Below are 25820 nucleotides of genomic sequence, written 5' to 3'. Positions count from 1 at the left end.
GTTATACAGAGAACGAAGTACCGCAGCCGCACGACCGTTTGGCTTTGGGATTGGAAAACTGAAATCCGCCGTTGACCATTTTGTCTGAATAGTCGAGTGTCATTCCATTAATATATGACATCGACCGCTGCTCGACCAGAACAACGAGACCCTCAAAAAGGAATTCGACATCCGAATCCTTCTTGTCGGCAGTAAACTCCATTTCATAGGAAAGACCGGAGCATCCGCCGGCTTCCACCCAAAGACGCAGCATTTTGCCGGAGTCTTCCGGTTTGAGAGACATGCGGCGTCTGATCTCGCCGACAGCTGAAGGAGTCAACACGATAGATGGCAGCGGCTTAGACTGGACAGAGGCGTTGCCGCCAGCCGGTTCGGGCCGCAGGAACTTGGTGCTATATAATGTTGTCGCTCGGTTCATTTCTTACTCCTGGTCGGGAAATCCCTGACTCAGATTACTCTAACACAAAATCTACGAGTCGGTTCCATCTGCCTGTTTGTTGTTTCGGCAGATTTGGGCGGCTACTTAGGTCGCTGAATTTAATGAATTGCCGGAAAATGTCAATTGGTAGCTGTACTAATTGAAGCTCAAATCAGGCGCCTTCGACAGAATTGGTTAACAACTCGTTGATGGCTTCGGTCAGTTTCCTGTGTTCCCGCAACGACTTAACGTAATCTTGTTCGCGCAGGGCACCTTTTGACTTCATTATTGAGACCAGATTCTGCTTATCTCTGGTGACCCACTCCTCCAGATTTGGGAGGGAGAGCGCGAACAAAGCCAGACGGTTGAACCATAGTCTTTCGTCTGGTGTCCACCCCTTGGTTGACGATAGTACGAGTGTCCGCCGCGCCAGCTCCGGGGCTTCTCGTTCGGCACGGCTGCGGTCGCCATTAAAGTGGGATGCGATGAACCGGGTTTGAGCCAGAGAGATCTGACTCAAGCTGATATCGCGATCAGTGAATTCTCCACGGCGCTTGAGGTCCAAACACAGATCCGACTCAGCCAGTTCTTTGAGGACGGCCTTGGATGTGCGATAGCTCTTGTCTGAAGCGATTTTCGCGGCTTCAGCGTCCGCCAGTTTTCGGCACGATTCATCAATGGAGCGGAATCCAAGTTTGTAATAGAACCAGTAAGCGCCAGAATCCAGTCCTTCTGGATTATCGTATCCGACTTGATAGCGGCGAATCAACAAGTAGCTACAGCCAAACATTTGATTGAACAGCTGTGCAAACTTACCAAAAATGAATCCAGCTTCGCTGCGGCGGAATGTCTCAAAAATGTTGATCGCGATCTCGATGCGATCAAAGACCATTGCTCCGATTCCATACCCGATTGGCACTCCGTTGCGGACCAACAGCGCAGCATAGTTCGATTCAAGCGGCAATCGCCACTCGGGCATCATTCCCATGATATAGATGGTCATGCCGCGACCAAGAGCAGTCGCGTAGACTTCATCGAGATTCGCGAAGGTCAATGGCCACAATTCGCGATGACGCATGATCATCGCCATCTTGTGCATGTTGACAATCTCTTCGGCTTCTCGCTTTGGCAGGAGCTTTGGTTTCAGATCGATTTTGCGTGTAATTTTGCGAAGGTCAGGATATTCTTTTTCCAGAGCCTGTTTTTGGTAATGCATTTCGCCCGAAGCGAGTTTCACATTGGTTCGTGCAAAAGGCTGGTTACCGATATCGATAGTCAATGGAATGTCCATTTTGTCGAAGAGCAACCGTTTGAGGCGTTCGTCTTTGGACAGGCGTTCAAAGATATCCATGAACCACTCGAGTCGATTTACTCCGCGCACGGAAGTTTCGGCATCGATGATATCGGTGGTGGGCATGAACGGATCATCGACGGCATCGTTTTCGCAATATGTGAGTAACTCAGGAAGCAGATCGAGTATTGGATCGTTTTCCAAATCCTTGTAAGTATTCCAGTCGATGTCGACGGTCTTGGGATATTTCTTGAGCAGCCACTTCGTCATGAAGTAGGCATAAGGGTGACTCAGTTTCGTTCCGACGATACCCGTCTCATCGAGGGTGTCTTTGTCGGGTGACTTGAGCAAATTCACTCGTTCATGGAATTGCGCCAGTTCAGACTCGACGATTGCCAATACTTTTGCGTTGTCTGGAAATGCTCGCAGATAGCAAAGCGATTCGTGATAACTTAACAGCAGGTCGGCCTTCGGTACTGCTGTATCGCTCAGTTCATGCAACAGTTCGAGTTTCTGAGTCGGGAAGTCGCCGCCGAAACTGCTCTTGATGTCAGAAAGAATTTGAATCAGTTTGCTCGGGTTTTGACCGGATTGTGCGGTCTTAGTCACTAAGTCTCCCTGGTTATTGCGGTAGAATCTTTTCTAAAATGCACACTAAAACGCTTGCCCGCAACAGTTTTTACTAGAAAGTGAGCAGTTTTGAGATTGTGAAAAAAAGCACAAAATTTACTCGAAACCTTTGAAATTATTGTGGCTGAGGCCCGAAAGAATACTATATTTCGGTGATTAAATAAACCCGCAACGGGAGTTGTAGTTATGATTAAGAAAGAAGAAGCCCTACAATATCATTCGATGGGGCGCAGAGGTAAAATCGAGGTCACTCCGACCAAACCCTGCGTAACACAGCGTGATCTTGCTTTGGCATACACTCCAGGCGTCGCAATTCCTTGCCTGGAAATCGAGAAGAATCCATCCGATGCATACCTGTACACTGCCAAAGGCAATCTCGTCGCTGTAATCAGCAACGGTACCGCCGTCCTTGGGCTCGGTGACATTGGCGCTCTCGCCGGCAAGCCGGTTATGGAGGGCAAAGGCGTATTGTTTAAGAGATTCGCCGATATCGATGTGTTTGACATCGAACTTAATACGAAGGACCCGCTGGAGGTCATCCGTACCTGCCAGATCCTTGAGCCGACTTTCGGTGGAATCAATCTTGAAGACATCAAGGCACCAGAGTGCTTCCAGATCGAAGAAGAACTCAAGAAAACCCTGACCATTCCAGTCTTCCATGATGACCAGCACGGCACAGCGATTATTTCCGCTGCCGCGTTGCTCAATGCGCTCGAATTGTGCGGCAAAGATATTGCCAAGATTCGTGTAGTCTTCTCAGGCGCCGGCGCTGCCGGAATTGCCTGCGCGAAGCTTTATCTGTCGCTTGGCGTCAAGATCGAAAACGTCCTAATGGTAGATTCCAAGGGCGTCATGTATGAAGGCCGCGACGACAAGTGGAACAAGTACAAACAGCAATTCGTTCGCAAGACCGACATTCACACGCTTGAAGCCGCAATGAAAGATGCCGACGTCTTTGTCGGTGTGTCGGCGAAAGATGTTGTGACCAAGGATATGGTCAAGTCGATGGCGAAGGATCCGATCATTTTCGCGATGGCGAATCCTGATCCGGAAATCACCTATCCAGACGCCGTCTCTGTCCGCAAAGATTTGATTATGGCGACGGGCCGTTCCGATTATCCCAACCAGGTCAACAATGTGCTCGGCTTCCCGTTCATATTCCGCGGCGCACTCGATGTTGGCGCAACGGCAATCAACGAAGAAATGAAGATCGCTGCTGTCAGAGCTCTTGCCAACCTCGCCAAGGAAGACGTTCCCGACTCAGTGGCACGTGCCTATGGCGTAACCAGTTTCAAGTTTGGCCGCGAATACATTATTCCGAAGCCGTTTGATCCGCGCGTCCTGATTTGGGAAGCTTCTGCTGTGGCGAAAGCCGCAATGGACTCCGGTGTCGCCCGCAAGAAGGTTGATATCGAAGAATACAAGCACGAGCTTGAACATCGTCTCGGCCTTGGCCGCGAAATCCGCACGATGCTGATCGAACGCGCCAAGAAGTCGCCGAAACGCGTTGTCTTCAGCGAAGGCACTGCTCAGCGCATTCTGCGCGCCGCGATGATCGTCAAGCACGAAGGCTTCGCGCAGCCGATCGTTCTCGGCAATGAGACTGAAGTCCGCAAGGTCGCAGCCGAAGGCGATATTGATCTTACTGGAATTGAAATTGTTCATCCACATTCATCGCCGAACTATGAAAAGTACGTGAAGGAGTTCTTCCGTCTGCGTCATAAGAAGGGCGTCACGCTCGACGATGCGAAGTTCATCATGCGCAACCCGAACTATTTCGGCGCCATGATGGTTCACATGGGCGACTGCGATGCGTTCCTTGCCGGTGTTACTCAGCAATATCCTGAGACAATTCGTCCGGCGCTGGAAATTATCGGAAAACGCGATGACTTGTCGATCGTAAGCGGTTTGTTCGTTCTTATCATCAAGAACAAACTGTACTTCTTCAGCGACACGACGGTGAATATCACGCCGACGGCAGAGCAGCTTGTGGAAATCACGCTTTGCTGTGCTGAAGCCGCTCGTCGCTTCGGTATCTCGCCGAAGATTGCATTGCTGTCGTTCTCGAATTTCGGTTCGGTGAAACATCCGGAAGTTTCCAAGGTTCAGGATGCAGTCAGAATATTGCATCGCGAGTATCCCGACATGATCGTCGATGGCGACATGCAGGCAGATACTGCAACCGACATCAATATACTGCGCTCGAACTTCCCGTTCAGCAAATTGCAAGATCAGGCAAATGTCTTCATCTTCCCGGATCTATCCTCGGCAAACATCGCCTACAAGCTGATGATCAAGCTTGGCGGCGCTGAAGCGATTGGACCGATTCTGATGGGCATGAAGAAACCTGTCCATGTCCTGCATCGCAGTAATGACGTCGATCAAGTCGTGGTAATGGCAGCTTTGGCAACCGCCGAAGCAGGCCGTGCCGCCGCCGATCAGCCAAATCTACCGAGCAAAGTGAAAGCTTAATCGGTTACCGACGGGCGTTGCTAAATGGCGGCGCCCGTTTTTTTGTGTCTGGCGCCAAGTGCAGATAATATAGACCAGTCTTAATTACGGCGCTCAACATAAGTCGGGATTAGTAACTATGCACCGCAACGATTCACCGCACCAATTGCAATACTTCCTCCGCGAGCGGACCAAGGAACTCACCGCACTCCACAAGACTGCACGATTGATGCAGGATGACTCGCGCCCGATTGTCGAACTCTTGACTGAAGTAGTCAATCTTCTCCCACCGGCGTGGCAATATCCCGAAGTCACAGTCGCGAGAATCGCCGTAAACGGATTTGATGTAACCACCCGGGATTTTGACCGCAGTGCGTGGATGATGACCGCGCCAATCCAGTTCGTCGGAGGTGCCGCCGGGCTGATTGAAGTCGGCTATGTAGAAGAACGGTCTCCTGCGGTTGAGGGACCATTTCTTGCGGAGGAGCGCGAACTTCTCGATTCGCTTGCGGATATGCTCCGCAATTATCTTCAATACCGGATGGCAATTGAGGAGATCAAGAAATCGAATGACAATCTGGAACGGTTGGTGTCCGAGAGAACACTTGAATTGAGTAACACGAACGTTGCGCTGCAATTGCAGATTCAGGAACACGAAAACGCTCGCCGAGAGATTGTAGCGTACCAGAAACAACTTCGCAAACTGGCGGCTGAACTTTCGCTTTCCGAGGCGCGAGACCGTCGCGCTATTGCATCCGATCTTCATGACCATATTGGACAGGCGTTGGCATTCATTCGAATGAAGGTCTCCGGATTTAGCGGCGAGTCGGTCTTTTGTGGATTTGAGGAAAGCACTTCAGAGATTCTGACGTTGCTTGACCAGACAATTCAATATACCCGTTCACTCACATTCCAGATCAGTCCGCCGGTGCTGTACGAACTTGGGCTTGGACCGTCGCTTGATTGGCTAGCAGAGCAGTTCACCAAGAAGCACCGCCTTCAAGTGAAGACAATAGTTCAAAACGACGTGCCAAGGCTGCCGGAAGAGATCGAGGTATTCGCTTTTCGTTCGGTTCAAGAGATTCTCACGAATGCAGTCAAGCATGCACAGGCAAAGCGCGTTGAAATGAAGCTTTCGCTCGGCAATGGCACGCTTGAACTGAGCGTGTCTGACGATGGAGTCGGATTTCCACCAGATAAGTCAAACTCCGACTCAACTGATGGCGGTTTTGGGCTGTTCAGTATCAGGGAACGCTTGATGCATCTCGGCGGATCGATCAGGATTGATTCTTCACCGAAGCAAGGAGCACGCGTTACATTGTCTATCCCTGTAACTTCGGGAAAGGTGAATAAGTGAAAATTCGATTGCTCCTTGCTGATGATCACAAGCTCTTTCGCGACGGGCTGCGTTCAATGCTTGACGGTCACAAAGGAATCGAGATTGTCGCAGAAGCCAGCGACGGTATCGCAGTGACAAAATTGGCAGGGGAGTTGCATCCGGATATCATACTTATGGATGTATCAATGCCTGATTTGAATGGAATCGAAGCTACGCGCAAGATTAGCGCTGAACATCCAACTATCAAGATTATCATGCTTTCAATGCATTCTGATCGCAGGTACATCACTGAGGCTCTTCGTGCCGGTGCTCGCGGTTATCTTCTCAAGGATTCGGCATTTGACGAAGTGCTTACCGCTATTCGCGACTGCAGTTCGGGAAAATCTACTTAAGTTCCCGAATCGCTGACATTGTTATCAATGACTATATCAATCTCGCCCGAAATGCTGACTCTTCGGCTTTCGCGATTCTCAGCGCCCGCGAGCGCGAAGTGCTGCAATTGCTTGCCGAAGGGAAGTCGACGAAAGAAATTGCCTCTCAACTAAAGGTCAGCGCCAAGACGATCGAGTCGCATCGCAAGCAAGTGATGGACAAATTGAACCTGCACAGTGTCGCAGAGCTTACTAAGTATGCCATTCGAGAAGGGCTGACCCAGCTCAACTGATGCATCCTCTTTCCTGAACAAGCCGTTCCACGATATCAGCCTCCTAAGGAAAAACGCAGCCGACAATCAGGTACTGCCTAATTGCGTCGACAACATATTCCACGTTATTGGTGTTAATTCGGGTGCCGGCTTTCCGGCGAGTGTAACACGCTTCGTGGAGGCGAAAGATGTTTGATACTGGAAACACCGGCTTTATGCTGGTGGCAACCAGCCTCGTGATGTTGATGACACCGGGTCTGGCGTTTTTCTATGGCGGTTTGGTGGGCCGCAAAAACGTGTTGTCGATCATGATTCAGAGTTTTGTATCGATGGGCGTAACCACCGTGCTCTGGTGGATCTGCGGGTACTCGCTTTGTTTCTCGGGCGGCGAAGGCGGAATCATCGGCAATCTCGATCAGGCATTCTTTATGGGAATTGATCCGATGACGCCGTTTGGCGCCGGCAAGATACCGCTTTACGTCTTCATTGCATATCAGATGATGTTTGCAATCATCACACCCGCGTTGATCACCGGCGCGTTCGCGAATCGCGTCCGTTTCTCTGCCTACATCATGTTCCTTGTCGCATGGCTGGTGCTGGTGTATTTCCCGTTCGTTCACATGATCTGGGGAGGCGGGATTCTGGCAAAGTGGGGAGTGCTCGACTTCGCTGGTGGCATAGCCGTACACAACATTGCCGGATTCGCAGCATTAGCATCAGTGCTGTATGTTGGTCGTCGACGCATCGCCGATAGCGTTCCGCACAGCATTCCACTTGTCGCTCTTGGTACCGGACTTCTGTGGTTCGGCTGGTATGGGTTCAATGCCGGTAGTGAGCTACAGGTTGATACCGTTACCGCACTTGCTTTCCTCAATACTGATATAGCGGCGTCATTCGCGGCCGCGACGTGGCTGTTCCTTGCGTGGAGACTCGAGAGAAAGCCGAAACTGGTTGGCTTGCTCACCGGTGCTGTCGCGGGATTGGCGACAATCACGCCGGCAGCCGGTTATGTGACCACGACCAGTGCCGTCATAATTGGAGTGGTTGCAGGTATCGTTTGTTACGGCGCTGTCGCACTGAAGAACAAACTTCATTGGGATGATGCTCTTGATGTTTGGGGTGTTCACGGTGTTGGCGGGCTGCTTGGTATCGTAATGCTCGGATTGCTCGGAACGACCGCTGTCAATGCTGCCGGAGCCAACGGTCTGTTTAATGGCGGGAGCGAGTTTTTTGTTAAGCAGTTGGTAGCTATTCTCGTCTCCTCGGTATATGCGTTTGGTTTCACTTATGGTATGCTCTGGGTGATCAATCTGATTACGCCGGTCCGCACCAGCCAGGATGAAGAGAGCACGCTTGATGTATCATTGCACGGCGAAGTCGCCTATGAGGAGCCGCTTTAGAACCAACGAGATTTATGAAACCTTGATGGTATTGACCGGTTTCTTGACTATCATTAGAGGATCGCTTTTCGTTTGTTCATCGCTGTCAGATTAGACGACTAACAAGGAGAGACCAATTTGAACAAGTTTAACTACCGAATTATAAGTGCCTTGCTTCTGGTGATATCGGTATTTAGCCTCAACTCGGCTGCAGCCGAAAACCCGGTATCTGTCACCGCAGGCGCGACGTTTGTCAGCCGTTACAACTGGCGCGGATCCGACTACGGGGCGGCAGCTTCGATTCAACCGGCATTGACAGCGACTTATAAAGGTCTCAATGTCGGATTCTGGGGATCGTATTCGCCAAATTTCGAAGAGATTGATACCTGGGCGAGTTATTCGTATCAAGTGCCGAACTCGATCACTATTACCGGCGTCGTAACTGACTACTTCTTTCCAGATATGGGATTGGAGTTGTTCAATTACAATAATTGGGACGACCCGGATGGCGCAGGTGCCCATACCATTGAACTCGGTGCTGTAATCGCCGGTCCGGAGAAGTTGCCGCTTGTATTCTCGGCTTACGTCAATGTTTACAATGACGAAGGCAAGAACAAGTACTTCCAGCTTGATTACAATGCGACGCTGGGCGAAAACACGCTCGGCTTGACTGTCGGGGCAACCAGCGGGAGCAAGAAGAACCCCAGCTACTATGGAAGCGACGATTTCGCGATCATAAATTTGGGAGCCAAGGTCGGTCGGACCATTGAGTTCACCGACAAGTTCTCTTTGCCGGTATTCGGATAATTCATCGTCAACCCGAATGCTGAACAAGCGTACATGGTTTTTGGATTTTCACTGTAGACAAATGGACCGCCCCTTTCAATCGTTGAAAGGGGCGCGTCATTCTCAGTAGCTGGTCGAGTCCAGTTTCACCTTGCCTCGGAATATCCAGTAAATACTGATTGTGTAGGCCAGCACGACCGGCACACCCATCGCCGCAATTATCAGCATTATCTTGAGAGTCTTGGCCGATGACGCTGCATTGTAAATGTTCAGGCTGTTCTCAGCTATCGGATTTGAGAAGATCATGTTCGGGAACATTCCAATACCAAACAGCGCCAGCAAAAACACTATCGCAAAACTCGAAGACAAAAATGCCCGCCAGTCGCGACCATGATAAATCTCTCTCGGGATATTGGCGATGGCCAGCATGTTCATCAACGGCACTAAGAATAGCACGGGGTTCTCTTTGATTACATTCGCCATCTGCGGAACATAAAGCAGTGTTGCCATTGTCGTCGTTGCATAGCAGATGATGAAGAATATTATCGAATTATTGATCCATCCGCGCACTTTGTCGTGAAGTTCGCCTTCAGTCTTCATGACGACATAGATCGCTCCGTGCATCATGAAAAGCGAGACTGTTGTTACTCCGACCAGAATCGCATAAGGGTTGAGGAGCCCCAGGAATGTGCCGACGAATTCATTATCGCTGTCCAACGGTATGCCGATTCCAATATTCCCAAGTGCAACGCCGATCAAGAATGAAGCCAATACGCTCGACGCGCTGAACGATACATCCCACATCCGACGCCACCAGAGCATCTCTTGCTTGCTGCGAAACTCGATAGCCACGGCGCGGAAAATCAGGCAGAAGAGCAGCAACATCAGTGCGAGATAGAATCCCGAAAATGCCGTTGCATATACTTCGGGAAATGCGGCAAACAATGCACCGCCGGCAGTCACCAACCAGACTTCGTTGCCATCCCAGACCGGACCAATCGCATTCAAAAACGTCCGGCGTTCAACATCCGATTTCGTGAATAAGTGCAATGCACCGACTCCGAGATCAAAGCCGTCGAGGATTGCATAGCCGGTGAAGAGCACGCCAATCAGAATGAACCAGATTGTATTCAGATCAAGATTCATGTTATGCACGCCTCTTGATTGTCAGATCTTCGACAGCGGGTCCGTGCTGAATCTTCTCATTGAGCAAGTAGATGAAAAGAACGAAGAGGAGCAGGTAAATCGCTCCGAACATAATCAGCGATGTAATGACTTCGCCGGCTGTGACGGACTTCGAGATGCCGTCTTTGGTTTCTAAGAGGTTGTAGACGATATACGGTTGTCTTCCGACTTCGGCCGAGAACCAACCCAGTTGATTGGCGAGTTGTGGGCCGAGCACTGAGATTACGAATGCTTTCAACATCCACGCGGTGTTGAACAATTTTTTTCTCCACCAATACCATAGGCCGAGCCACGACAGGGCGATTAATCCCATTCCAATCGCGACCATTGCGTGATAACTCTGAAACACCGCGTTCACAGGTGGGCGTTTGTCCGGCGGAAACTCACTGAGCCCCGTCACCGGTTCATCCCAATCGCCGTGGATCATGTAGCTTAGCAATCCTGGAACCGCGATCCCGAATTGCACCTTTTCTTGTTCCTCGTTTACCCAGCCGAACAGGTACAGAGGTGCAGACTCATTAGCAGGGTAGTGTCCTTCATAGGCGGCCATTTTTGCCGGCTGAGTTTCTGCAACGCCGACAGCGCTTGAATGACCCGATACGAGTTGCAGCATCGAGGCGACCGCCGCAAGCACCAGAGCGATCTTCATGGAGGCTTTGGCGAAATCGATATGTTTTTTCTTGATCAGATAGTATGCGGCTACGCTGAGAACAAAGAAAGCTCCGGCTTGCCAACATCCCATATACACGTGCCAGATGCGATCGACACTTGACGGGTTGAAGACCATCGCCCAGAAATCAACAATCTCCGCTCTGGCCTTGAGCCCTTCACCAACGATGTGGTGCCCGGCTGGAGTTTGCTGCCAAGAGTTTGCGACGACAATCCAGACGGCGCTGAAGTGTGCGCCAAGACAAACCATAATAGTCGAAATGAAGTGCACCATAGGGCTGACTCGGTTCCAGCCAAACAACAGGATGGCCAAGAATCCTGACTCAAGGAAGAAGGCGAATATTCCCTCGGCTGCCAAAGCGCTGCCGAAGACGTCGCCGACATAGCGCGAGTAGGTAGACCAATTGGTGCCGAACTGGAATTCCATTACGATTCCTGTTGCCACACCGAGAGCGAATATCAGGCCGAATATCTTGACCCAGAAACGGGTCATTTGGTGATAGAGGGGATTCTTGGTTTTGAGGTACATCCCTTCCATGAACACCAGCAGTAATCCAAGTCCGATGCTCAAGGGCGGGAAGATATAATGGAACCCGATTGTTAATCCAAATTGGATCCGGGATAACATCAGGGCGTCCATCTTTAAGAGATTACGCCTTCAAATCAAATTCTGATAGAGAAATGTTTCACAAGTTGACGTGCTGCAAAGCAAAGAGAATGACGCTTAGCAAAACAGCTCGGTGATGATCTTTTCTCGGTGCTTGAAGATCTTCTCCAGATCGCGGCGCACGAACAATGCATGAGCGATACTTCCGTAAACTCCGAATGGCAACGCATAGCGAACATCATCAATGATCTTGGTACCACCATCGGCACTTTCAAAAGTATGCGTGTGATGCCAGAGTTTATAGGGTCCTGTCAATTGCTCGTCGACGAATCTGTTCGGCGGATCATAGGCTGAAATCAGAGTCTTCCAGCGAATCCGCATGCCCATCACTTTAATCGTGTAGTCAATCAAAGCACCGACTTTCATTTCTATTGGCGTCGGAGTTACAATGACGAAGCCCAACGACTCAGGTGTAATGCGAGCGAGATTTTCCGGTCGCTCGAAGAAGGCAAAGACTTCAGCCAATGGCTTGGAGACGATTTGTTCGGTATGCAGGTGGTAGACTTTCACACTACTATCCTCTATTCGCGTGTTTGGCGATGTACGATTTGATATCGAACTTCCGTTTGCAGCCGTCAAAGCTCATATAGCGAATCATACCGAAAACTGGTCGGGTTCCCCACGCTCGATCGTGAACGCCGCCGATGCTCCATGCGATGCCGGTGTATCCATTCGGGTCGCGGCCATCAAGCTCATAGCGATCATTCAGATAGATCGCTGTCTCCATTGCTTCCTCAGGTGAAGGAGACCACTCGAGGATCTTCTTCGCCCAATACATGCGCATGTAACCGTGCATCTTGCCGGTGGTAACCATCTCCAATTGAGCAGCGTTCCAAAGTTGATCGTGTGTTTGAGCCGACTCGAATTCATCGAGTGTATAGAGATATTCCCGGGTATCATTCCTGTGTTCGTTGAGAGTCTTCTGAGCCCAGGGGTGGAATCCTTCGAAGGCATCGTACTTGTCATTATAGTGGCAGAAATTGTCAGAGAGCTCCCGCCGGACTATGAGTTCTTCAAGGAACGCTTCTTGCGACGGAACATGTAGATCAAAGCGTTGTGCTTCCAATGCAACTCGCTGAGCTGATATTTGACCGAAGTGCAAGTAGGGAGAGAGATTCGACTGGCCATCGATCTGTGGTTGGTTTCGATCGGTGTCGTATCGAGAGAGTTTCTTCTCCAGAAAGTGCCGCATAACTTTGATTGCGGCGGCTTCACCTGAGTCGAATCCATCAACTATGCCGATGGAGCGGTCAATCTTGAGTGACTTGCGAACTCGCTCCCAGTTTGTGGGGTTTGGTTGCTTGGTTGAAGAAAATGGGTGTTTCTTCAATTTGGGAAACTCTGTCAGGTATTCCGGCAGCAGTTTTCGAATCTTCGGGCGGATTGTGTACGCCCCATACTCCTGTTTGCCAGACGCTACCAGACACGGGACGATGTTGTGAGCATCGACTTCAAAGAAGGGAGTATTCGTTCTTTGAGCCATGGAGTCTTTCCACCTGCGGTTGATGCGCAATGCGGTGAAGTCGGTTACGAGTGCAGCCGGTTTGATCTTTGCAAGGTACTTAGGGAGCTCGTCTTCCGGTTTCCCTAATAAGAGTGAGAATCCAATGCCGAATTTCTCACAGCCTTGTTCGATTTGCTCAAGTCCCTTTATCATAAACTCATATTGCCGCAGCGTCGCTTGAAGGAACTCTGGCACCAGACAGAAGACAATCTCGAGCGGTAACTTGCGTTCCAGAGCAGTCTGTTGTGCGAAGAGCAGCGCCCAATTGTCATTGAGCCTTTGATCTCGGCTCATCCAGTAGATGACAGAATTGCCTTCGCCGTTGCCATCGCCAAGTCTGCAGACTCGACCGGGATTGATGATTGATGTCCGCTCTTCGTGCTTCATGCTTACCAAGTTGGCTGCGTGGGATCTATCGGTATCGGACTTTGAGCGAGAGAATGGTAATTGTGATAAACAGCGCAACGGCATTGGCGACTATCACCGGAACATCGCTGATCAGGAGGCCATAAATCAGCCAAAGCAAGATCCCGGTACTGAAGACGATGTACATTACCAGCGAAATGTCATGCGTCGATTTGGAACGTACAATCTTTATCAACTGCGGGATAAAAGAAAGCGTTGTGAGTGTACCGGCTACCAATCCGATTATCGTTGCTTTATCCATAGAATTCTGCCTCGCTCGTTTGTGCTGTCAATCTTCGATTCGGTGTCTCTTAACGCAAGACTATTCAGACGATGCCGTCGCCAATTTCGTTTGTGCTTAGTGACTTCCAGCGCGTATACTCATAAGTATGAGTGAGAATTGTTGTTTCAGTTTCCATGATCTCTTCTTTGCCGCACAGGGCCGTTCCTGGACAGAAGAGGAGCGGATGTCATTTAGTGCACTATCGCAGGAAGAGCGAAACGATGAAGTTCGCAAGCTCGTGGCGGCGACCGATGGTCGTTGGGTCTGTGAAGATCGGCACTGGCACGACGGCGTAACCTATACTGCCTTTTGGAAGACCGGCACGCCAAGTTCGGCAACCCGCCCATAAACGAAATTAGTCCTGTTCAAAGTCGCATACCCGAATTACAAACTCTGACAATCCTTACCAAAGTGGTCAATGGAGTCAACATACATCATAAAAGTCGGAGTTTGTGAAAAATAGTACTTGACAAAATCGTCCAAGTTTTGTATTCATTGCAATCATAATCGTCAACAAACTCAACGTTTGTAATCGGATAGGTGCATCATGGCGTCCTCACAGTCGTACTCTGTCTGCCGCGAAGATTTTCTTAACCAACAGACCTTTCGATTTTCAATTGTCATTGGCGAGTTCCTGCCAGATTCCTATCGTTTTTTGACCAAGTCTATTGCCGGGGCTTTTTCTAATTTGACGTATCCGCATTTCGTTGATACGGGTGAGTATTCTGCTCACATAACTCACATCTTACGTTCCAACAGGAGGGAGTCGGATGATTTATTTGATCGACCCCATGGAAGCCACAATTGATATCTGCATTCCGAAGTGCTTCTTAAAGTGCACTGGCGTATGCGGTATTAAGCCGTTGTATGGCGTTCCGACGGAAACCGAATAACTTTCGGTGAAGAGTATGGAGGGAGCCAGTTGCTCCCTCCACGCTCGATCGATCATCCGCACCGGGAGAAGCATCATGGCAAAGATCTCGCGCTACAACCACTTCCAGCCCTGGCGAAACGGCCACTACATAGCGTTTAATGCTCGATCCGGCGCTGTGGCGGTAATGACTGCTGAGAATTTCGATGCTTACCAAAATCTCTCAATAAAACTGATTCAATCCAACGGTTCCTCGTCGCTCACCGATTCTGAAAAAGAATTGCTCAAGCAACTTGAGTATGGGCGATTTGCGTTTCCCGATAACTGTGACGAATTTGAAGCGATTAAATTCCAACACGGAGTCAGTCGCTTCGACATGACGAGCCTGGGTTTGGTGATTGCACCAACGATGGCTTGCAACATGGCCTGTGAGTATTGCTTCGAAAGCAACAAGAAGGGCAAGATGTCGGCGCAGACTCAAACGGCAATTGCTGATTTTGTCGAGAAGCGCGCTGATTCGCTCAACCATGTTGATATCTGCTGGTACGGCGGCGAGCCATTGCTTGCACTCGATGTCATTGAAGACCTTACTGCCAAGATGCTCGATCTGAGCCAGCGCAAGAGTTTCCAATACACGGCGACAATGATCTCCAACGGCTATTTGCTTTCGCAGAGTGTTGTTGATAAGCTGGTTGATCTCAAAGTATCGACCATTCAGATCACACTCGACGGACCGGCGCGAATTCACGATAAACGCCGCCCGCTCAAGAATGGCAAAGTCAGCTTCCACCAGATCATTGCCAATATTGTCTATGCAGTAACGAAGCTCATGATCACTGTGCGCATCAATGTCGACAAGAATTTTGATGAAGCTTTGATCGAGGAACTATTGCTCGAACTCAAGGCCGCCGGACTCGAGCGGAGAGTCGGCGTCTATTTTGGCCAACTTGAGCCTGCAACTTCGGTATGCTCCAACATCGCAGAGAGCTGTTACAACACGGCGGACTTCTCGGCAGTCGAGATAGACTACTTCCGGCTATTGTTGCAGCATGGATTCAGTATCGAGAAACTGCCGTCGCCGGTTGCTGCATTTTGTATGGCACAGCGGGTCAATGCGATGTTGATCGACCCTGAGGGGAATCTCTGTCGCTGCTTCAACTATGTCGGCGACCCGGAGCGCGTGATGGGAAACATCAGCCAACCGATCAATTATCAGGATCCGAACTTCACAAGACTGTTCAATTTCGATCCAACTATCAACGACAAATGCAAGAGCTGTAACATTCTGCCGATTTGTTTCGGCGGATGTCCGTCGCAACGCGTCGATCGCGACCTCACTGAAGATCAACTGTGTCAGGGCTGGCGGCATAATTTGATTCCGATGCTGGAAATCATCGCCTGCTCACGCCAACAACGAATGAAAAGTACCGTCAAGGAGCAAATATGACCGAGTTCCGAATGTACCCTCAATCTGTCGTCTGGGAGATCACCTTTGCCTGCAACATGCGCTGCATCCATTGCGGAACCTCGGCCGGCAAACAGCGCCCCGATGAACTGACGACCGACGAAGCACTCCATTTGGCTGATGAACTAATTGCTCTCGGCACTGAAGTCGTTGCCATATCAGGCGGCGAGCCACTGATGCGCAAAGACTGGCGGGAGATATCGGAGCGTTTCGTCAAAGGCGGTGTCAAGACTTGCTTGATTACGAATGGTCTTGCCGTCACTGAAGAAATCGTCGATGACTTCAAGCGCATTGGCTTCACCCGGGTCGGCTTCAGCTTCGACGGCACCAAAGAAACCCACAATTACATCCGCCAACGCGACGATAGTTATGACAAGGTCATTGGCGCAATGCACATGATGGCTGCGAAAGGCGTACCTTTCTGCGCTGAGAGCCAGATTTCCAATATTAACATTGGCGAACTTGACCAGATGCGCCAAATTCTCATCGATGCCAAGTGTCCGGTGTGGCGTATCCAAATGACCACCAGTACGGGCCGCATGATGGAGAATCGTAATCTCATACTTTCGCTGGACAACTACGAGCGACTCGTCAAGAAAATGATCGAATTCAAGCAGAAGAATCACGAGATCGCGATTGATGTCGGCGAAAATATCGGCTACTATGGATGTCTCGGAACCGAACTTTGGGAAGATGTTCCGTACTTTGGCTGTTTTGCCGGCACCCGCGTTGCTGGAATCGAATCAAATGGCAACGTCAAGGGATGTCTGTCGATGCAAGAGCAATTCGTCGAGGGCAATGTTCGCAACTCGTCTTTTACAGCGATCTGGAACGATCCCAACGCATTTGCATACAATCGCCGTTTCACTCGCGATACCGCCACCGGTGCTTGCCACGACTGCAAGTATCTTCCGTTGTGCCGTGGCGGCTGTACGACGACATCGGTTTCTGCTTCCGGTTGTCGCGCTGACAACCCATATTGTACTTATCGCATGGAGCAGCAACGCGGTGTTGCGGCACCCGAGGATAATGCGCTCGTGACGCAGCTGCTCAACCGTTTCAAGTCGGTGCAGGTGAAAGGATAGTGGTTGTAGTTGCCACAAAAGATCGCCCCATCGCATCGGGATAGATGCGCGTATGCAAAGGGGGAAGTACAATGAAGAGCATGAAAACTCCGCGAGCCCGGCGGTTATGGGCTTATCTTAAGCCATACCTGCGAATGGAGTTCGTTGCCTTTTTGGCGATGGCGATTATAGCCGTATTGCAGTTGGCTCTTCCGGCGTCAATTCAATACATGATCGACTCGCTCATTCCGGCGCTCGCAGCCGATAGCGCCGATCCGACAAGCTGGCACAAGTCCGCATTCTTTGCCGGTGCTTTGATTTCCGTCTACGTCATAATCCTACTTCTGTCGTGGCTACGCGATTATCTTGCCGCAAAGATCGGCGGCAGCATCATTGCCGACATCCGCTCCCAGCTATTCGAGCACTTGGAATTGGTCTCGTTGAGATTCTACCAGAAACATCAGGTCGGCGAGGTTATGTCGCGCATGATGTCTGATGTCAGTCGCATTCAGGATTTGTTTACCAACAGCCTGTTGAGTCTGCTTACAAATGTGCTGTTCCTGATTGGCATTCTGATCTACCTGTTTTCGCTCAACTGGTATCTCACTCTCATTGCCCTGATACCGCTTCCTGTCACGATCTATCTCACACATCGCTACGGACTCAAGATGAACACCATCTCCCGGACATTGCAAGAAGCGGTCGCAGAATTGTCGGGAAGAGTGCAGGAGCGATTGGTGGGAATCAAGACTATCAAGGCTTTTGGCCGCGAACGCGAAGAACGTGAGCGCGTGGACACCGTTCTCGATCGGCTAAAGGTTGTCTACATCAAGTACAGCGTCAATCAATCGCTTGCGCGGAATTTTGTTCAGATTCTCAGCTTTGCCGGTGTGATCGTCTTCCTGAGTATTGGCGCCTATCTGGTTGCGAGCGGTTCGATGAAGCTTGGTCAGCTAATGGCGTTCTTTGTCTTGCTGACGTGGCTGAATATGCCGATTCAGGCTTTGGCATCGGCGAATGTGGAAATCCAGGGCATAATGGCCTCGGTCGATCGCGTATTCGAGTATCTCGACTATAAGCGTGAAGTAGTCGAAGCGCCGAGTCCCGTTTCGATCACCAAAGCACGCGGCGTCATTGTGTTTGACAAAGTCGGATTCTCTTACGAAGAACAGAGCTTCCGAATGGAGAATTTCAATCTGACTATTGCAGCGGGCGAGAAATTGGCCATAGTCGGGACTTCGGGCGGCGGCAAAAGCACAATAGTAAATCTCGCGATGCGCTTCTATGACCCGCAACAGGGCAGTGTCACTCTTGACGGTATCGATTTGCGCAAGCTGTCATTTCAGTCATTGCGAGACAATATAGCCCTTGTCGATCAGGACCCGCTTTTGTTCAATGCCAGCATTTTCGAGAATATTGCATACTCCAATCCGGCGGCGTCACGCGAAGAAGTTGTATCGGCCGCGCGGGTCGCCAACATCCACGACTATATCGAATCATTACCTGCAGGCTATGACACCGTTGTTGGTGAGCGCGGGGTCACATTGTCCGGCGGCGAAAAGCAGCGCCTTTGCCTTGCCCGCGCGGTGTTGAAAGACCCGCCAGTGTTGATTCTCGACGAGGCGACTTCGGCGCTTGATTCAATTTCCGAACAACTGATTCAGCAGGCGCTCGACAAAATTCTTCTCAACAAGACAGCGATCATCGTTGCGCATCGGCTTTCCACTGTGCAACGCGCTGACCGCATTATCACCATGAAGGGCGGCGCCATTGTGGACGAGGGGACGCACAGTGAACTGATGTCACGGTCATCGATTTATCGTGAACTCGCAGAGAAGCAGCTGGTGAAGGCGAGTTAGCTCTGGTCCGGACGATGTGAGATTGCGCCCTCAGCCTCCCCTCTCCCCAGGGAGAGGGGAGAGGGGAACAATCAAAATCGAACGACACACCCCGCCTTGATCGCGCTCTCCGCCGCGGCGGATCGCGCGCTCAAGGCACCCCTCTTTTTAGAGGGGAATTGAACTTGGTGGCGGTTTCGGAATGAATGAGTCGCGTGGTGCGCCCTCACCCCTGCCCCTCTCCCCCGCAAGGCGGGACCTGGTTGGCCGAGGGGGAGCTTGCCGGGTACAGGAGAGGACCGTGACCCCAGCCACCCCGAGGGGATTGGGCGGGACTGATTGGGCATTTTGCATTGGGGCTGAGGCGGAAATTCACTTCACATTTGGAATCGGTGTGTTATAATCTCCGGCTATGAAGATCATTCATTCACCGAAGCAGATGCAAACGGCAATGTTACGGCTCAAGAAGCAGGGGAAGAGGATTGCTTTTGTGCCGACGATGGGGGCGTTGCATCGGGGGCATATTGAGCTTGTCAAGCGGGCGAAAAAGCACGGCGAGATCGTGGTTGTGTCGATATTTGTCAATCCGACTCAATTTGGGCCAAATGAGGACTACTCGAAGTATCCTCGGACTTGGAAGGAAGATTGCCGGGCGTGCAAGGCCGAAGGGGTGAATTTCATTTTCAATCCGGGCAAGGATGACATGTATCCGGCTGGATTTGATACCTATGTTGTGCCGGATAAGATAGCTACGGTGCTTGAAGGCGCGGCACGGCCGGGCCATTTTCAGGGTGTCGCGACGGTAGTTTTGAAGCTTTTCAACGCCGTCCAAGCAGACGTTGCGTTGTTTGGTAAGAAGGACTTACAGCAGACGGTGGTGATTCGACAGATGGTGCGGGATCTGAATATCCCAACCAAGATTGTCATCGTTCCGACAATTCGTGACCGAGACCAACTTGCTTTATCTTCGCGAAATGTGTATCTTAATCAGCTAAGTCGTTCCCAGGCGCTGACAATTCCCCAATCGTTGGGAGTAGCGCGGAAGATGATCGAGAGCGGAGAGCGATCTGCCGCGAAGATCAGGAACTATATAAAGAGCCGTCTTGTTAAAGAGGCGAAGGCGACAGTGGACTATGTTTCGGTCGCCGATGAAGACACGCTGGTAGAATTGACGAAGATCACCGGGCGTGTCGCCATCAGTCTGGCTTGCCGAATCGGCGGAGTAAGGCTGATTGACAATATCACTTTGAAGGTGAAGTAGAATGTATCTTACGATGTTCAAATCGAAAATCCACCGCGCTACCGTAACTGATGCCAATCTCAAGTATGAGGGTTCGCTTGAACTTGACCCACTCTTGATGAAGGCAGCGAACATTCTCGAAAGCGAGAAGGTGCAGGTGGTCAATGTTGCCAATGGTGAACGGTTTGAGACCTACACGATTCTTGGCAAGCCGGGATCGGGTACCGTGTGTCTCAATGGACCGGCGGCGCGACTTGGTCAAGTTGGCGACGAAGTTATCATAATCACCTATGTTCTGCTGACTCCCGAACAAGCGGCGAATCACAAACCGATTGTCGTCAAGGTCGACAAAAACAACAAGATCCTCGCGTGAGCAGTTATCCCGATGTAATGGCAATAGTCCTGGCTGCCGGGCTGGGGAAGAGAATGAAATCGGATTTGCCGAAGGTGCTTCATCCGGTCGGCGGCAAACCGGTGATTCGAGTTATTGCAGACATGCTTAAGAGCATGGGTCTGGCGAAGACCGTTTTTGTGATCGGATACGCCCGAGAATTGGTGAAATCAGAACTGAGCGGCGAGCCGAATTTTTCGTTTGTTGTTCAGGAAGAACAGCGCGGTACCGGTCATGCAGTGATGATGGCAGAGGAGTCGTATCGTAATTTCAAGGGAAGCATTTTGGTGCTTGCCGGTGATGTGCCGCTTCTGCGTAAAGAGACGCTGGAGAAGCTGATAGCTCGTCAGCGGGAGCTTAAGGCGGCTGGGATCGTCGTTTCTTTTGCTCCGCCGAATACCGAGAAGTATGGACGGATTGTCCGCGGTTCCGACGGCAAGATTAAGGCGATTGTGGAATTTGCCGATTGTAATAGTGAGCAAATCAACATCCCGGAGGTCAACACCGGGCTGTATGTATTCGATGCCGAGGCACTGGCGCCGGCGTTGGCGAAGCTGGATTCGAACAATGCTCAGGGCGAGTTGTACATCACGGATGTGATGCGGATTCTGATGTTGGACGGCAAGGTAACGGAGTGTATCCAGCTTGAGGATTATCGCGAGGGGTTGGGATTTAACGATCCTGATGAGCTAAAACAACTTGAAGCGATCTTTTTTGAATTAAAACGTTGACAAATTTTTGGGCAAAAAGTAGATTCCGCGCGTATTACCGATAGAGACTTATTGGAGATTTTCCGTCATGACTATTCTGAGAAATGCAGTGTTGGCTTGCTTCATCATTGTGTTGACGGTTGCTTCGGTTTCGGCCGAGACAGTGATGGACCAGAAGAGCAATTCGTCAATCGGTAATCAGAACGGGTTGTCAGTTGAAAAAAGCAACATGCCGTTTTCGTTGTTTGACCCGTCGCGTTTGCGGATGAATCACAGCTATTCGATGAACTTTTTCTCGTCCGGCGGACACACGCAGTCAATCGCGATGTACATGAATCAGATTGACTATCAGTTTGCCAAGCCGTTACGGATGCAGATCGGAATAGCGTACATTCATCAGCCGCAGTCGTTGTTTGGTGCATCGACCTCTTCGACTATCAACAACAAGATCTTGCCGAGTTTCCGATTGTTCTGGGAGCCGTCGCGTAATTTTCATGTTAGCGTCGGATACGAGCAGTGGGCGCCCGGTTTGATGAATTCGGGTTATCCGAATTATTATCGATCGCCGTACGGGAGGTATGGATCCTTTTTTGAATGACAGAAGTGACGCATTGTGCCCCCCTTACGTTCGCAGTCCCGAAACATTTTCAATAAAGAATAGAATCTGAGCAAAGTTCGTTCCAGAACCAAGGCGGCGAAGCCGAAATCGGGAAGCCGGATCATCGACATAATACTCATCGCAGTGTCACTGGGAGTATTGGCTTTTGTCGGTTCGTTTGTCATAAACATCATGAAGGGCGAATCGGCGCCTGCGCCGGATTCTGCCGAAGCGATTGTGCCGATGGCGTTGCGCGTGCAGATACTTAACGGCTGCGGAATCGCCGGGGCGGCCTCGACATTCTCGCGTCACGTTAAGACGAACGCTGGACCTGATTTCATAGTTGATGTTCTTGATGAGGGGAATTTTGAATCATTTCAGCAGGAGAAGACACTTCTGATAGCGCGCAAGGCAAAGCACGATCATGCGGCACGTTTTGCGGCGAAAATCGGATTGTCGCCCGACCGGATCAGCTTTAAGGAACTTGAAAGCAATTTTTACGATATAGATTATTCACTGGTAGTTGGCGCCGACTATGAAAAGTTGATCGCGCTCAAGAAACCAAACTGACCTCGCGACGGCGAAGGAGGACTTTTCAGCATCTCGTTATTGACTCCAAATGAACTGGCTCACAAGATAGCCGATCTGGCGCTCGACAAGAAAGCCTATGACATCAAAATACTCGACCTGCGCAAGTTGTCCGCGGTCTGCGATTATTTCGTGATCTGCACGGTAGATGCCGATGTGCAGGCGCGCGCAGTAGCGGATCACATTGTCGACGAACTCCGGGACACCGGGGTTAAAGTCTGGCACCGGGAAGGATACAGCAGTCTGCGCTGGGTATTGCTTGACTATGTCGATGTTGTAGTGCATGTGTTCCAACGCGACGTTCGCGAGTTCTACGGTCTTGAAGACCTGTGGGGCGACGCACCGTCGGAGGAAATCGCAGCCTAAGCAGCCCATCGGCGCTTCATTTCAACCGCTGGAGATCGCAACGAAATCAAATCGCCCGTGACAGGCGAGCCTCAGGCGCATATCAAGAGCGCATCGACCGGACTATCTCATTTGCCCGGGCACAACTAATCTCGAATTCAATTTTGTTTTAATATTCTGAAAGGACCATACAATATGGACATTGTCGAACTGAAAAGTAGAACCATTGCGGAGCTGTTGAAAACCGCCGAGGAATTGGAAATTCCCGGGGTTTCCGGTTTACGCAAATCCGAGCTGATCTTCAAGATTCTCGAAGCCAAGACGGAAAAGGACGGACTCATCTTCGGTGAGGGCGTTCTGGAAATTCTTGAAGAAGGCTACGGCTTTCTGCGCTCGGCTGATTACAATTACCTTCCCGGGCCGGACGATATCTACGTTTCGCCATCGCAGATCAAGCGATTCGATTTGCGCACCGGCGATATTATTTCCGGGCAAGTGCGACCGCCGAAGGAATCAGAGCGATATTTTGCGCTGCTTAAGATCGAGGCAGTCAATTTCGAGAATCCGGATGTTGCCAAGCACAAGATTCTCTTCGACAACCTGACGCCGCTTTACCCCAACGAAAAATTCCAGCTTGAGACGATACCGGAAGAGCAGACCACTCGCGTGATGGATCTGATGTGTCCGCTGGGCAAGGGACAGCGCGCATTGATCGTGTCGCCGCCGAAGGCTGGTAAGACGATCATTCTGCAGAAGATTGCCAATTCGATTACAACGAATCACCCGGAATGCAAGTTGATTGTATTGCTGATCGACGAGCGTCCGGAAGAAGTCACCGACATGAAGCGCTCGGTCAAGGGCGAAGTGGTGTCTTCGACATTTGACGAACCGGCGGAACGCCATGTGCAAGTTGCCGAGATGGTGTTGCAGAAGGCGAAGCGGTTGGTGGAGCATCAGCATCACGTTGTGATTTTGCTCGACTCGATTACCCGTCTGGCGCGCGCACACAACTCGGTGGTGCCGCACTCGGGCAAGATTCTTTCGGGCGGCGTTGACTCGAACGCATTGCAGCGTCCGAAGCGATTCTTCGGCGCGGCGCGTAATATCGAAGAGGGCGGTTCGTTGACGATTGTCGGAACGGCGTTGATCGAGACCGGCTCGCGCATGGACGAAGTGATTTTCGAAGAATTCAAAGGCACCGGTAACTCGGAAATCGTGCTTGACCGCAGACTGGCGGATCGGCGCGTGTTCCCGGCGATGGATATCAATCGTTCATCGACGCGTAAGGAAGAGCTTCTGATTGAAGAGGTGTCTTTGGCGCGTATCTGGATTTTGCGCAAGTTTTTGGCGGACATGAATGCGATTGAGGCGATGGAGTTCTTGTTGGATCGTTTGAAGAAGGCGAAGACGAACAAGAAGTTTTTGGATTCGATGAAGGATTAGGGGGCGCGACCTGGGACCTACAAGGAGACAGCAAGGTAGTTATGATCGGAAAGATAACGCGGGGAAGCTCCGCGAAGTTTGGAAACATGAGGCTCACGACTTCACAACTTGGCTTGAAAATAACATTGAAGTTCTGGGTGAATCGCTAGATCTGACTCTGTCGGGTGCAGAGCGCGAAAGAGACGCTGGCGATTTTAGCGTTGACTTAGTGGCAGAGGATGAACCAGGAAACGCCGTGATAGTCGAGAACCAACTCGAAAAGAGCAATCATGACCACCTAGGAAAGCTCATCACCTACCTGACTGTATTGGAAGCCAAGTCTGCCATTTGGCTCGTAAGTGAACCCCGTCCAGAGCATGTACGTGCAATCGCGTGGCTCAATGAAAGCCGGCAGCATCATTCTATCTGGTGAAGGTTGAAGCAATCAAGATGGTGACTCACAGCCTGCGCCATTGTTTACGCTGATTACCGGCCCGAGCGAGGAATCTGCGGAGGCTGGAGATTAAAAAGGACTTTGTAGAGCGTCACTACTATCGCACAAAGTTTGGGAGGGATTGCTGTCGTACGCCAAGACCAAGACGAAGTTGCACGCGGGAATTACTGCAAATCGATTCAACTGGATTGGCACTTCAGCAGGATCATCGGGGCTCCTTCTCAATTACGTCGTTCGCCGCCATGATGCGCAAATTGAGCTTTACATCGATCGGGGCAAAGAGGCTGAAGTTGCCAATCGACAAGTTTTTGACCAATTGAAGGCTCACAAAGAGGAGATTGAAGCTTCTTTTGGGGGTCCACTTGAGTGGGAAGTCCTAGAGGGCAAGCGTGCCTGTCGCATAAAGTATGTAGTGCCGATTGCAGGATGGCAGGACGAAGGAAAGTGGCAAGGAGCGTGGGAGGTTTTGGTCGACTCAATGATTCGATTTTACAATGCCTAAGGCCGTTTTTAAAGCAAAACTAGGCGAGTCTCTCTTTGGGGATCACAGTTGCATCCGATATTCAGGCGTTTGAGACTTGTTTAAACGCGCGGTTTGATCCGGCCAATTCAGACACATTTTCAGACTAACGTTCGGGAACCTATTCAAATACCTCGATGTTGTATTAGCTGACAACAGGATCTTCCGATAGATTAGTTCGGGGCCGGTCGACATCGTTGAATCCAACCAGTTTAGGGACCGGCTCCGGTACTTTTTTAAGCTACTACAAGTTGTTGGAGAAGTTGGATTTAGGAAGAGAATCCAATAATTCACTTGCCAAAGACGACGTCCGGGCATATAATAAAAGACTATTTTGTGGTTTAACAGGAGAGTGCGAAGTGAAACCGGATATTCATCCCAAGTACAATAAGGTCATGATCAAATGTGCCTGCGGCAGCGAGTTTGAAACCCGCTCGACCACGAAGGACACGATCATGGTTGAAATTTGCGCTCAGTGCCATCCGTTCTACACCGGCAAGCAGAAACTACTGGATACGGCAGGCCGTATCGACCGTTTCCGCCGCAAGTACGGCCAAACAGCCGGCGCTACCGAAAAGAAGTCGGAACAGTAACTGAGCAAGCAGAACATAAGCAGGAATGGCTTGGCTATTCCTGCTTTTTGTATATCTATTCCCTGAGGTAT

Annotated in this window: 23 protein-coding genes and 2 pseudogenes; 18 read left to right on the top strand and 7 right to left on the bottom strand. The window is 50.6% G+C overall.

Translation table 11 applies throughout. From position 1 onward, the window contains the following. Position 1: 1 nt before the first annotated feature. Both IPH59_13755 and IPH59_13750 read right to left on the bottom strand, forming a co-directional pair. Entirely contained in the window at positions 2-334 is a 333-nt protein-coding gene (locus IPH59_13755; GenBank protein MBK7092763.1) for an iron-sulfur cluster assembly accessory protein, read from the bottom strand. A 256-nt stretch (positions 335-590) separates the two neighbouring features. Beyond that, positions 591-2318 carry a hypothetical protein gene (locus tag IPH59_13750; protein MBK7092762.1) on the bottom strand — a complete coding sequence of 576 codons (1728 nt, stop codon included), beginning with the start codon at positions 2316-2318 and terminating at the stop codon, positions 591-593. Between the two features lie 207 nt (positions 2319-2525). Here IPH59_13750 and IPH59_13745 point away from each other — a divergent pair, with 207 nt between their 5' ends. From IPH59_13745 to IPH59_13725, 5 genes and pseudogenes are all read left to right on the top strand, one after another. Further along, positions 2526-4811: an NADP-dependent malic enzyme gene (locus IPH59_13745; GenBank protein ID MBK7092761.1), complete on the top strand. Its 2286-nt coding sequence runs from the start codon at positions 2526-2528 to the stop codon at positions 4809-4811. A 118-nt stretch (positions 4812-4929) separates the two neighbouring features. Continuing rightward, positions 4930-6147 carry a sensor histidine kinase gene (locus IPH59_13740; protein ID MBK7092760.1) on the top strand — a complete coding sequence of 406 codons (1218 nt, stop codon included), beginning with the start codon at positions 4930-4932 and terminating at the stop codon, positions 6145-6147. Beyond that, positions 6144-6793, top strand: a pseudogene (locus tag IPH59_13735) (response regulator transcription factor). Before IPH59_13740 ends, IPH59_13735 begins: the two are co-directional and overlap by 4 nt. Positions 6794-6960: 167 nt before the next feature. Further along, complete coding sequence (locus IPH59_13730; protein MBK7092759.1) at positions 6961-8172, top strand: ammonium transporter; 1212 nt, start codon at positions 6961-6963, stop codon at positions 8170-8172. A gap of 117 nt (positions 8173-8289) precedes the next feature. Then, positions 8290-8958 carry a hypothetical protein gene (locus IPH59_13725; protein MBK7092758.1) on the top strand — a complete coding sequence of 223 codons (669 nt, stop codon included), beginning with the start codon at positions 8290-8292 and terminating at the stop codon, positions 8956-8958. 102 nt (positions 8959-9060) lie between these two features. Here the strand turns inward: IPH59_13725 and cydB are convergent, their stop codons facing one another. From cydB to IPH59_13700, 5 genes are all read right to left on the bottom strand, one after another. After that, the gene (gene cydB / locus IPH59_13720) at positions 9061-10083 is read right to left on the bottom strand and encodes a cytochrome d ubiquinol oxidase subunit II (GenBank protein MBK7092757.1); all 1023 of its coding nucleotides are present in this window, start codon (positions 10081-10083) and stop codon (positions 9061-9063) included. Position 10084: 1 nt separating this feature from the next. After that, positions 10085-11431: a cytochrome ubiquinol oxidase subunit I gene (locus IPH59_13715; protein ID MBK7092756.1), complete on the bottom strand. Its 1347-nt coding sequence runs from the start codon at positions 11429-11431 to the stop codon at positions 10085-10087. A gap of 84 nt (positions 11432-11515) precedes the next feature. Continuing rightward, on the bottom strand, positions 11516-11968 hold the full coding sequence (locus tag IPH59_13710; GenBank protein ID MBK7092755.1) for an SRPBCC family protein: 453 nt from the start codon (positions 11966-11968) through the stop codon (positions 11516-11518). Between the two features lie 4 nt (positions 11969-11972). After that, positions 11973-13349 (bottom strand): deoxyribodipyrimidine photo-lyase, encoded by a 1377-nt coding sequence (locus IPH59_13705; GenBank protein MBK7092754.1) that lies wholly within the window; start codon positions 13347-13349, stop codon positions 11973-11975. Between the two features lie 25 nt (positions 13350-13374). Then, on the bottom strand, positions 13375-13629 hold the full coding sequence (locus IPH59_13700) for a SemiSWEET transporter (GenBank protein ID MBK7092753.1): 255 nt from the start codon (positions 13627-13629) through the stop codon (positions 13375-13377). A 127-nt stretch (positions 13630-13756) separates the two neighbouring features. On the opposite strand from IPH59_13700, the gene IPH59_13695 reads away from it, so the two are divergent. The 13 genes and pseudogenes from IPH59_13695 to rpmE all read left to right on the top strand — a co-directional run bounded on the left by IPH59_13695 (position 13757) and on the right by rpmE (position 25749). Further along, complete coding sequence (locus tag IPH59_13695) at positions 13757-13999, top strand: hypothetical protein (GenBank protein MBK7092752.1); 243 nt, start codon at positions 13757-13759, stop codon at positions 13997-13999. 619 nt (positions 14000-14618) lie between these two features. Continuing rightward, entirely contained in the window at positions 14619-15968 is a 1350-nt protein-coding gene (locus IPH59_13690; GenBank protein ID MBK7092751.1) for an SPASM domain-containing protein, read from the top strand. Then, positions 15965-17071: a radical SAM protein gene (locus IPH59_13685; protein ID MBK7092750.1), complete on the top strand. Its 1107-nt coding sequence runs from the start codon at positions 15965-15967 to the stop codon at positions 17069-17071. The genes IPH59_13690 and IPH59_13685 overlap by 4 nt, the downstream gene beginning before the upstream one ends. A 71-nt stretch (positions 17072-17142) precedes the next feature. Next, positions 17143-18909 carry an ABC transporter ATP-binding protein gene (locus tag IPH59_13680; GenBank protein ID MBK7092749.1) on the top strand — a complete coding sequence of 589 codons (1767 nt, stop codon included), beginning with the start codon at positions 17143-17145 and terminating at the stop codon, positions 18907-18909. A 391-nt stretch (positions 18910-19300) separates the two neighbouring features. Next, positions 19301-20149, top strand: coding sequence for a pantoate--beta-alanine ligase (locus IPH59_13675; GenBank protein ID MBK7092748.1), 849 nt, complete (start codon positions 19301-19303; stop codon positions 20147-20149). A 1-nt stretch (position 20150) separates the two neighbouring features. After that, positions 20151-20501: an aspartate 1-decarboxylase gene (locus IPH59_13670; protein MBK7092747.1), complete on the top strand. Its 351-nt coding sequence runs from the start codon at positions 20151-20153 to the stop codon at positions 20499-20501. Positions 20502-20518: 17 nt separating this feature from the next. Beyond that, positions 20519-21250: an NTP transferase domain-containing protein gene (locus IPH59_13665; GenBank protein MBK7092746.1), complete on the top strand. Its 732-nt coding sequence runs from the start codon at positions 20519-20521 to the stop codon at positions 21248-21250. Between the two features lie 67 nt (positions 21251-21317). Then, on the top strand, positions 21318-21827 hold the full coding sequence (locus IPH59_13660; protein MBK7092745.1) for a hypothetical protein: 510 nt from the start codon (positions 21318-21320) through the stop codon (positions 21825-21827). A 144-nt stretch (positions 21828-21971) separates the two neighbouring features. After that, positions 21972-22397 carry a LytR C-terminal domain-containing protein gene (locus IPH59_13655; GenBank protein MBK7092744.1) on the top strand — a complete coding sequence of 142 codons (426 nt, stop codon included), beginning with the start codon at positions 21972-21974 and terminating at the stop codon, positions 22395-22397. Between the two features lie 39 nt (positions 22398-22436). Then, positions 22437-22781, top strand: coding sequence for a ribosome silencing factor (gene rsfS, locus IPH59_13650; protein MBK7092743.1), 345 nt, complete (start codon positions 22437-22439; stop codon positions 22779-22781). Positions 22782-22955: 174 nt separating this feature from the next. Continuing rightward, entirely contained in the window at positions 22956-24203 is a 1248-nt protein-coding gene (rho, locus tag IPH59_13645) for a transcription termination factor Rho (GenBank protein ID MBK7092742.1), read from the top strand. A gap of 10 nt (positions 24204-24213) precedes the next feature. After that, positions 24214-25138 (top strand): annotated as a pseudogene (locus IPH59_13640) (DUF4268 domain-containing protein). 377 nt (positions 25139-25515) lie between these two features. After that, entirely contained in the window at positions 25516-25749 is a 234-nt protein-coding gene (gene rpmE, locus IPH59_13635) for a 50S ribosomal protein L31 (protein MBK7092741.1), read from the top strand. Positions 25750-25820 lie beyond the last annotated feature (71 nt).

It is taken from the genome of bacterium (assembly GCA_016708315.1).
Classification (GTDB): Bacteria; Zixibacteria; MSB-5A5; order CAIYYT01; family CAIYYT01; genus JADJGC01.
Note: the sequence above shows the minus strand (reverse complement) of the source record. Positions and strands in the feature narration are given on the sequence as shown.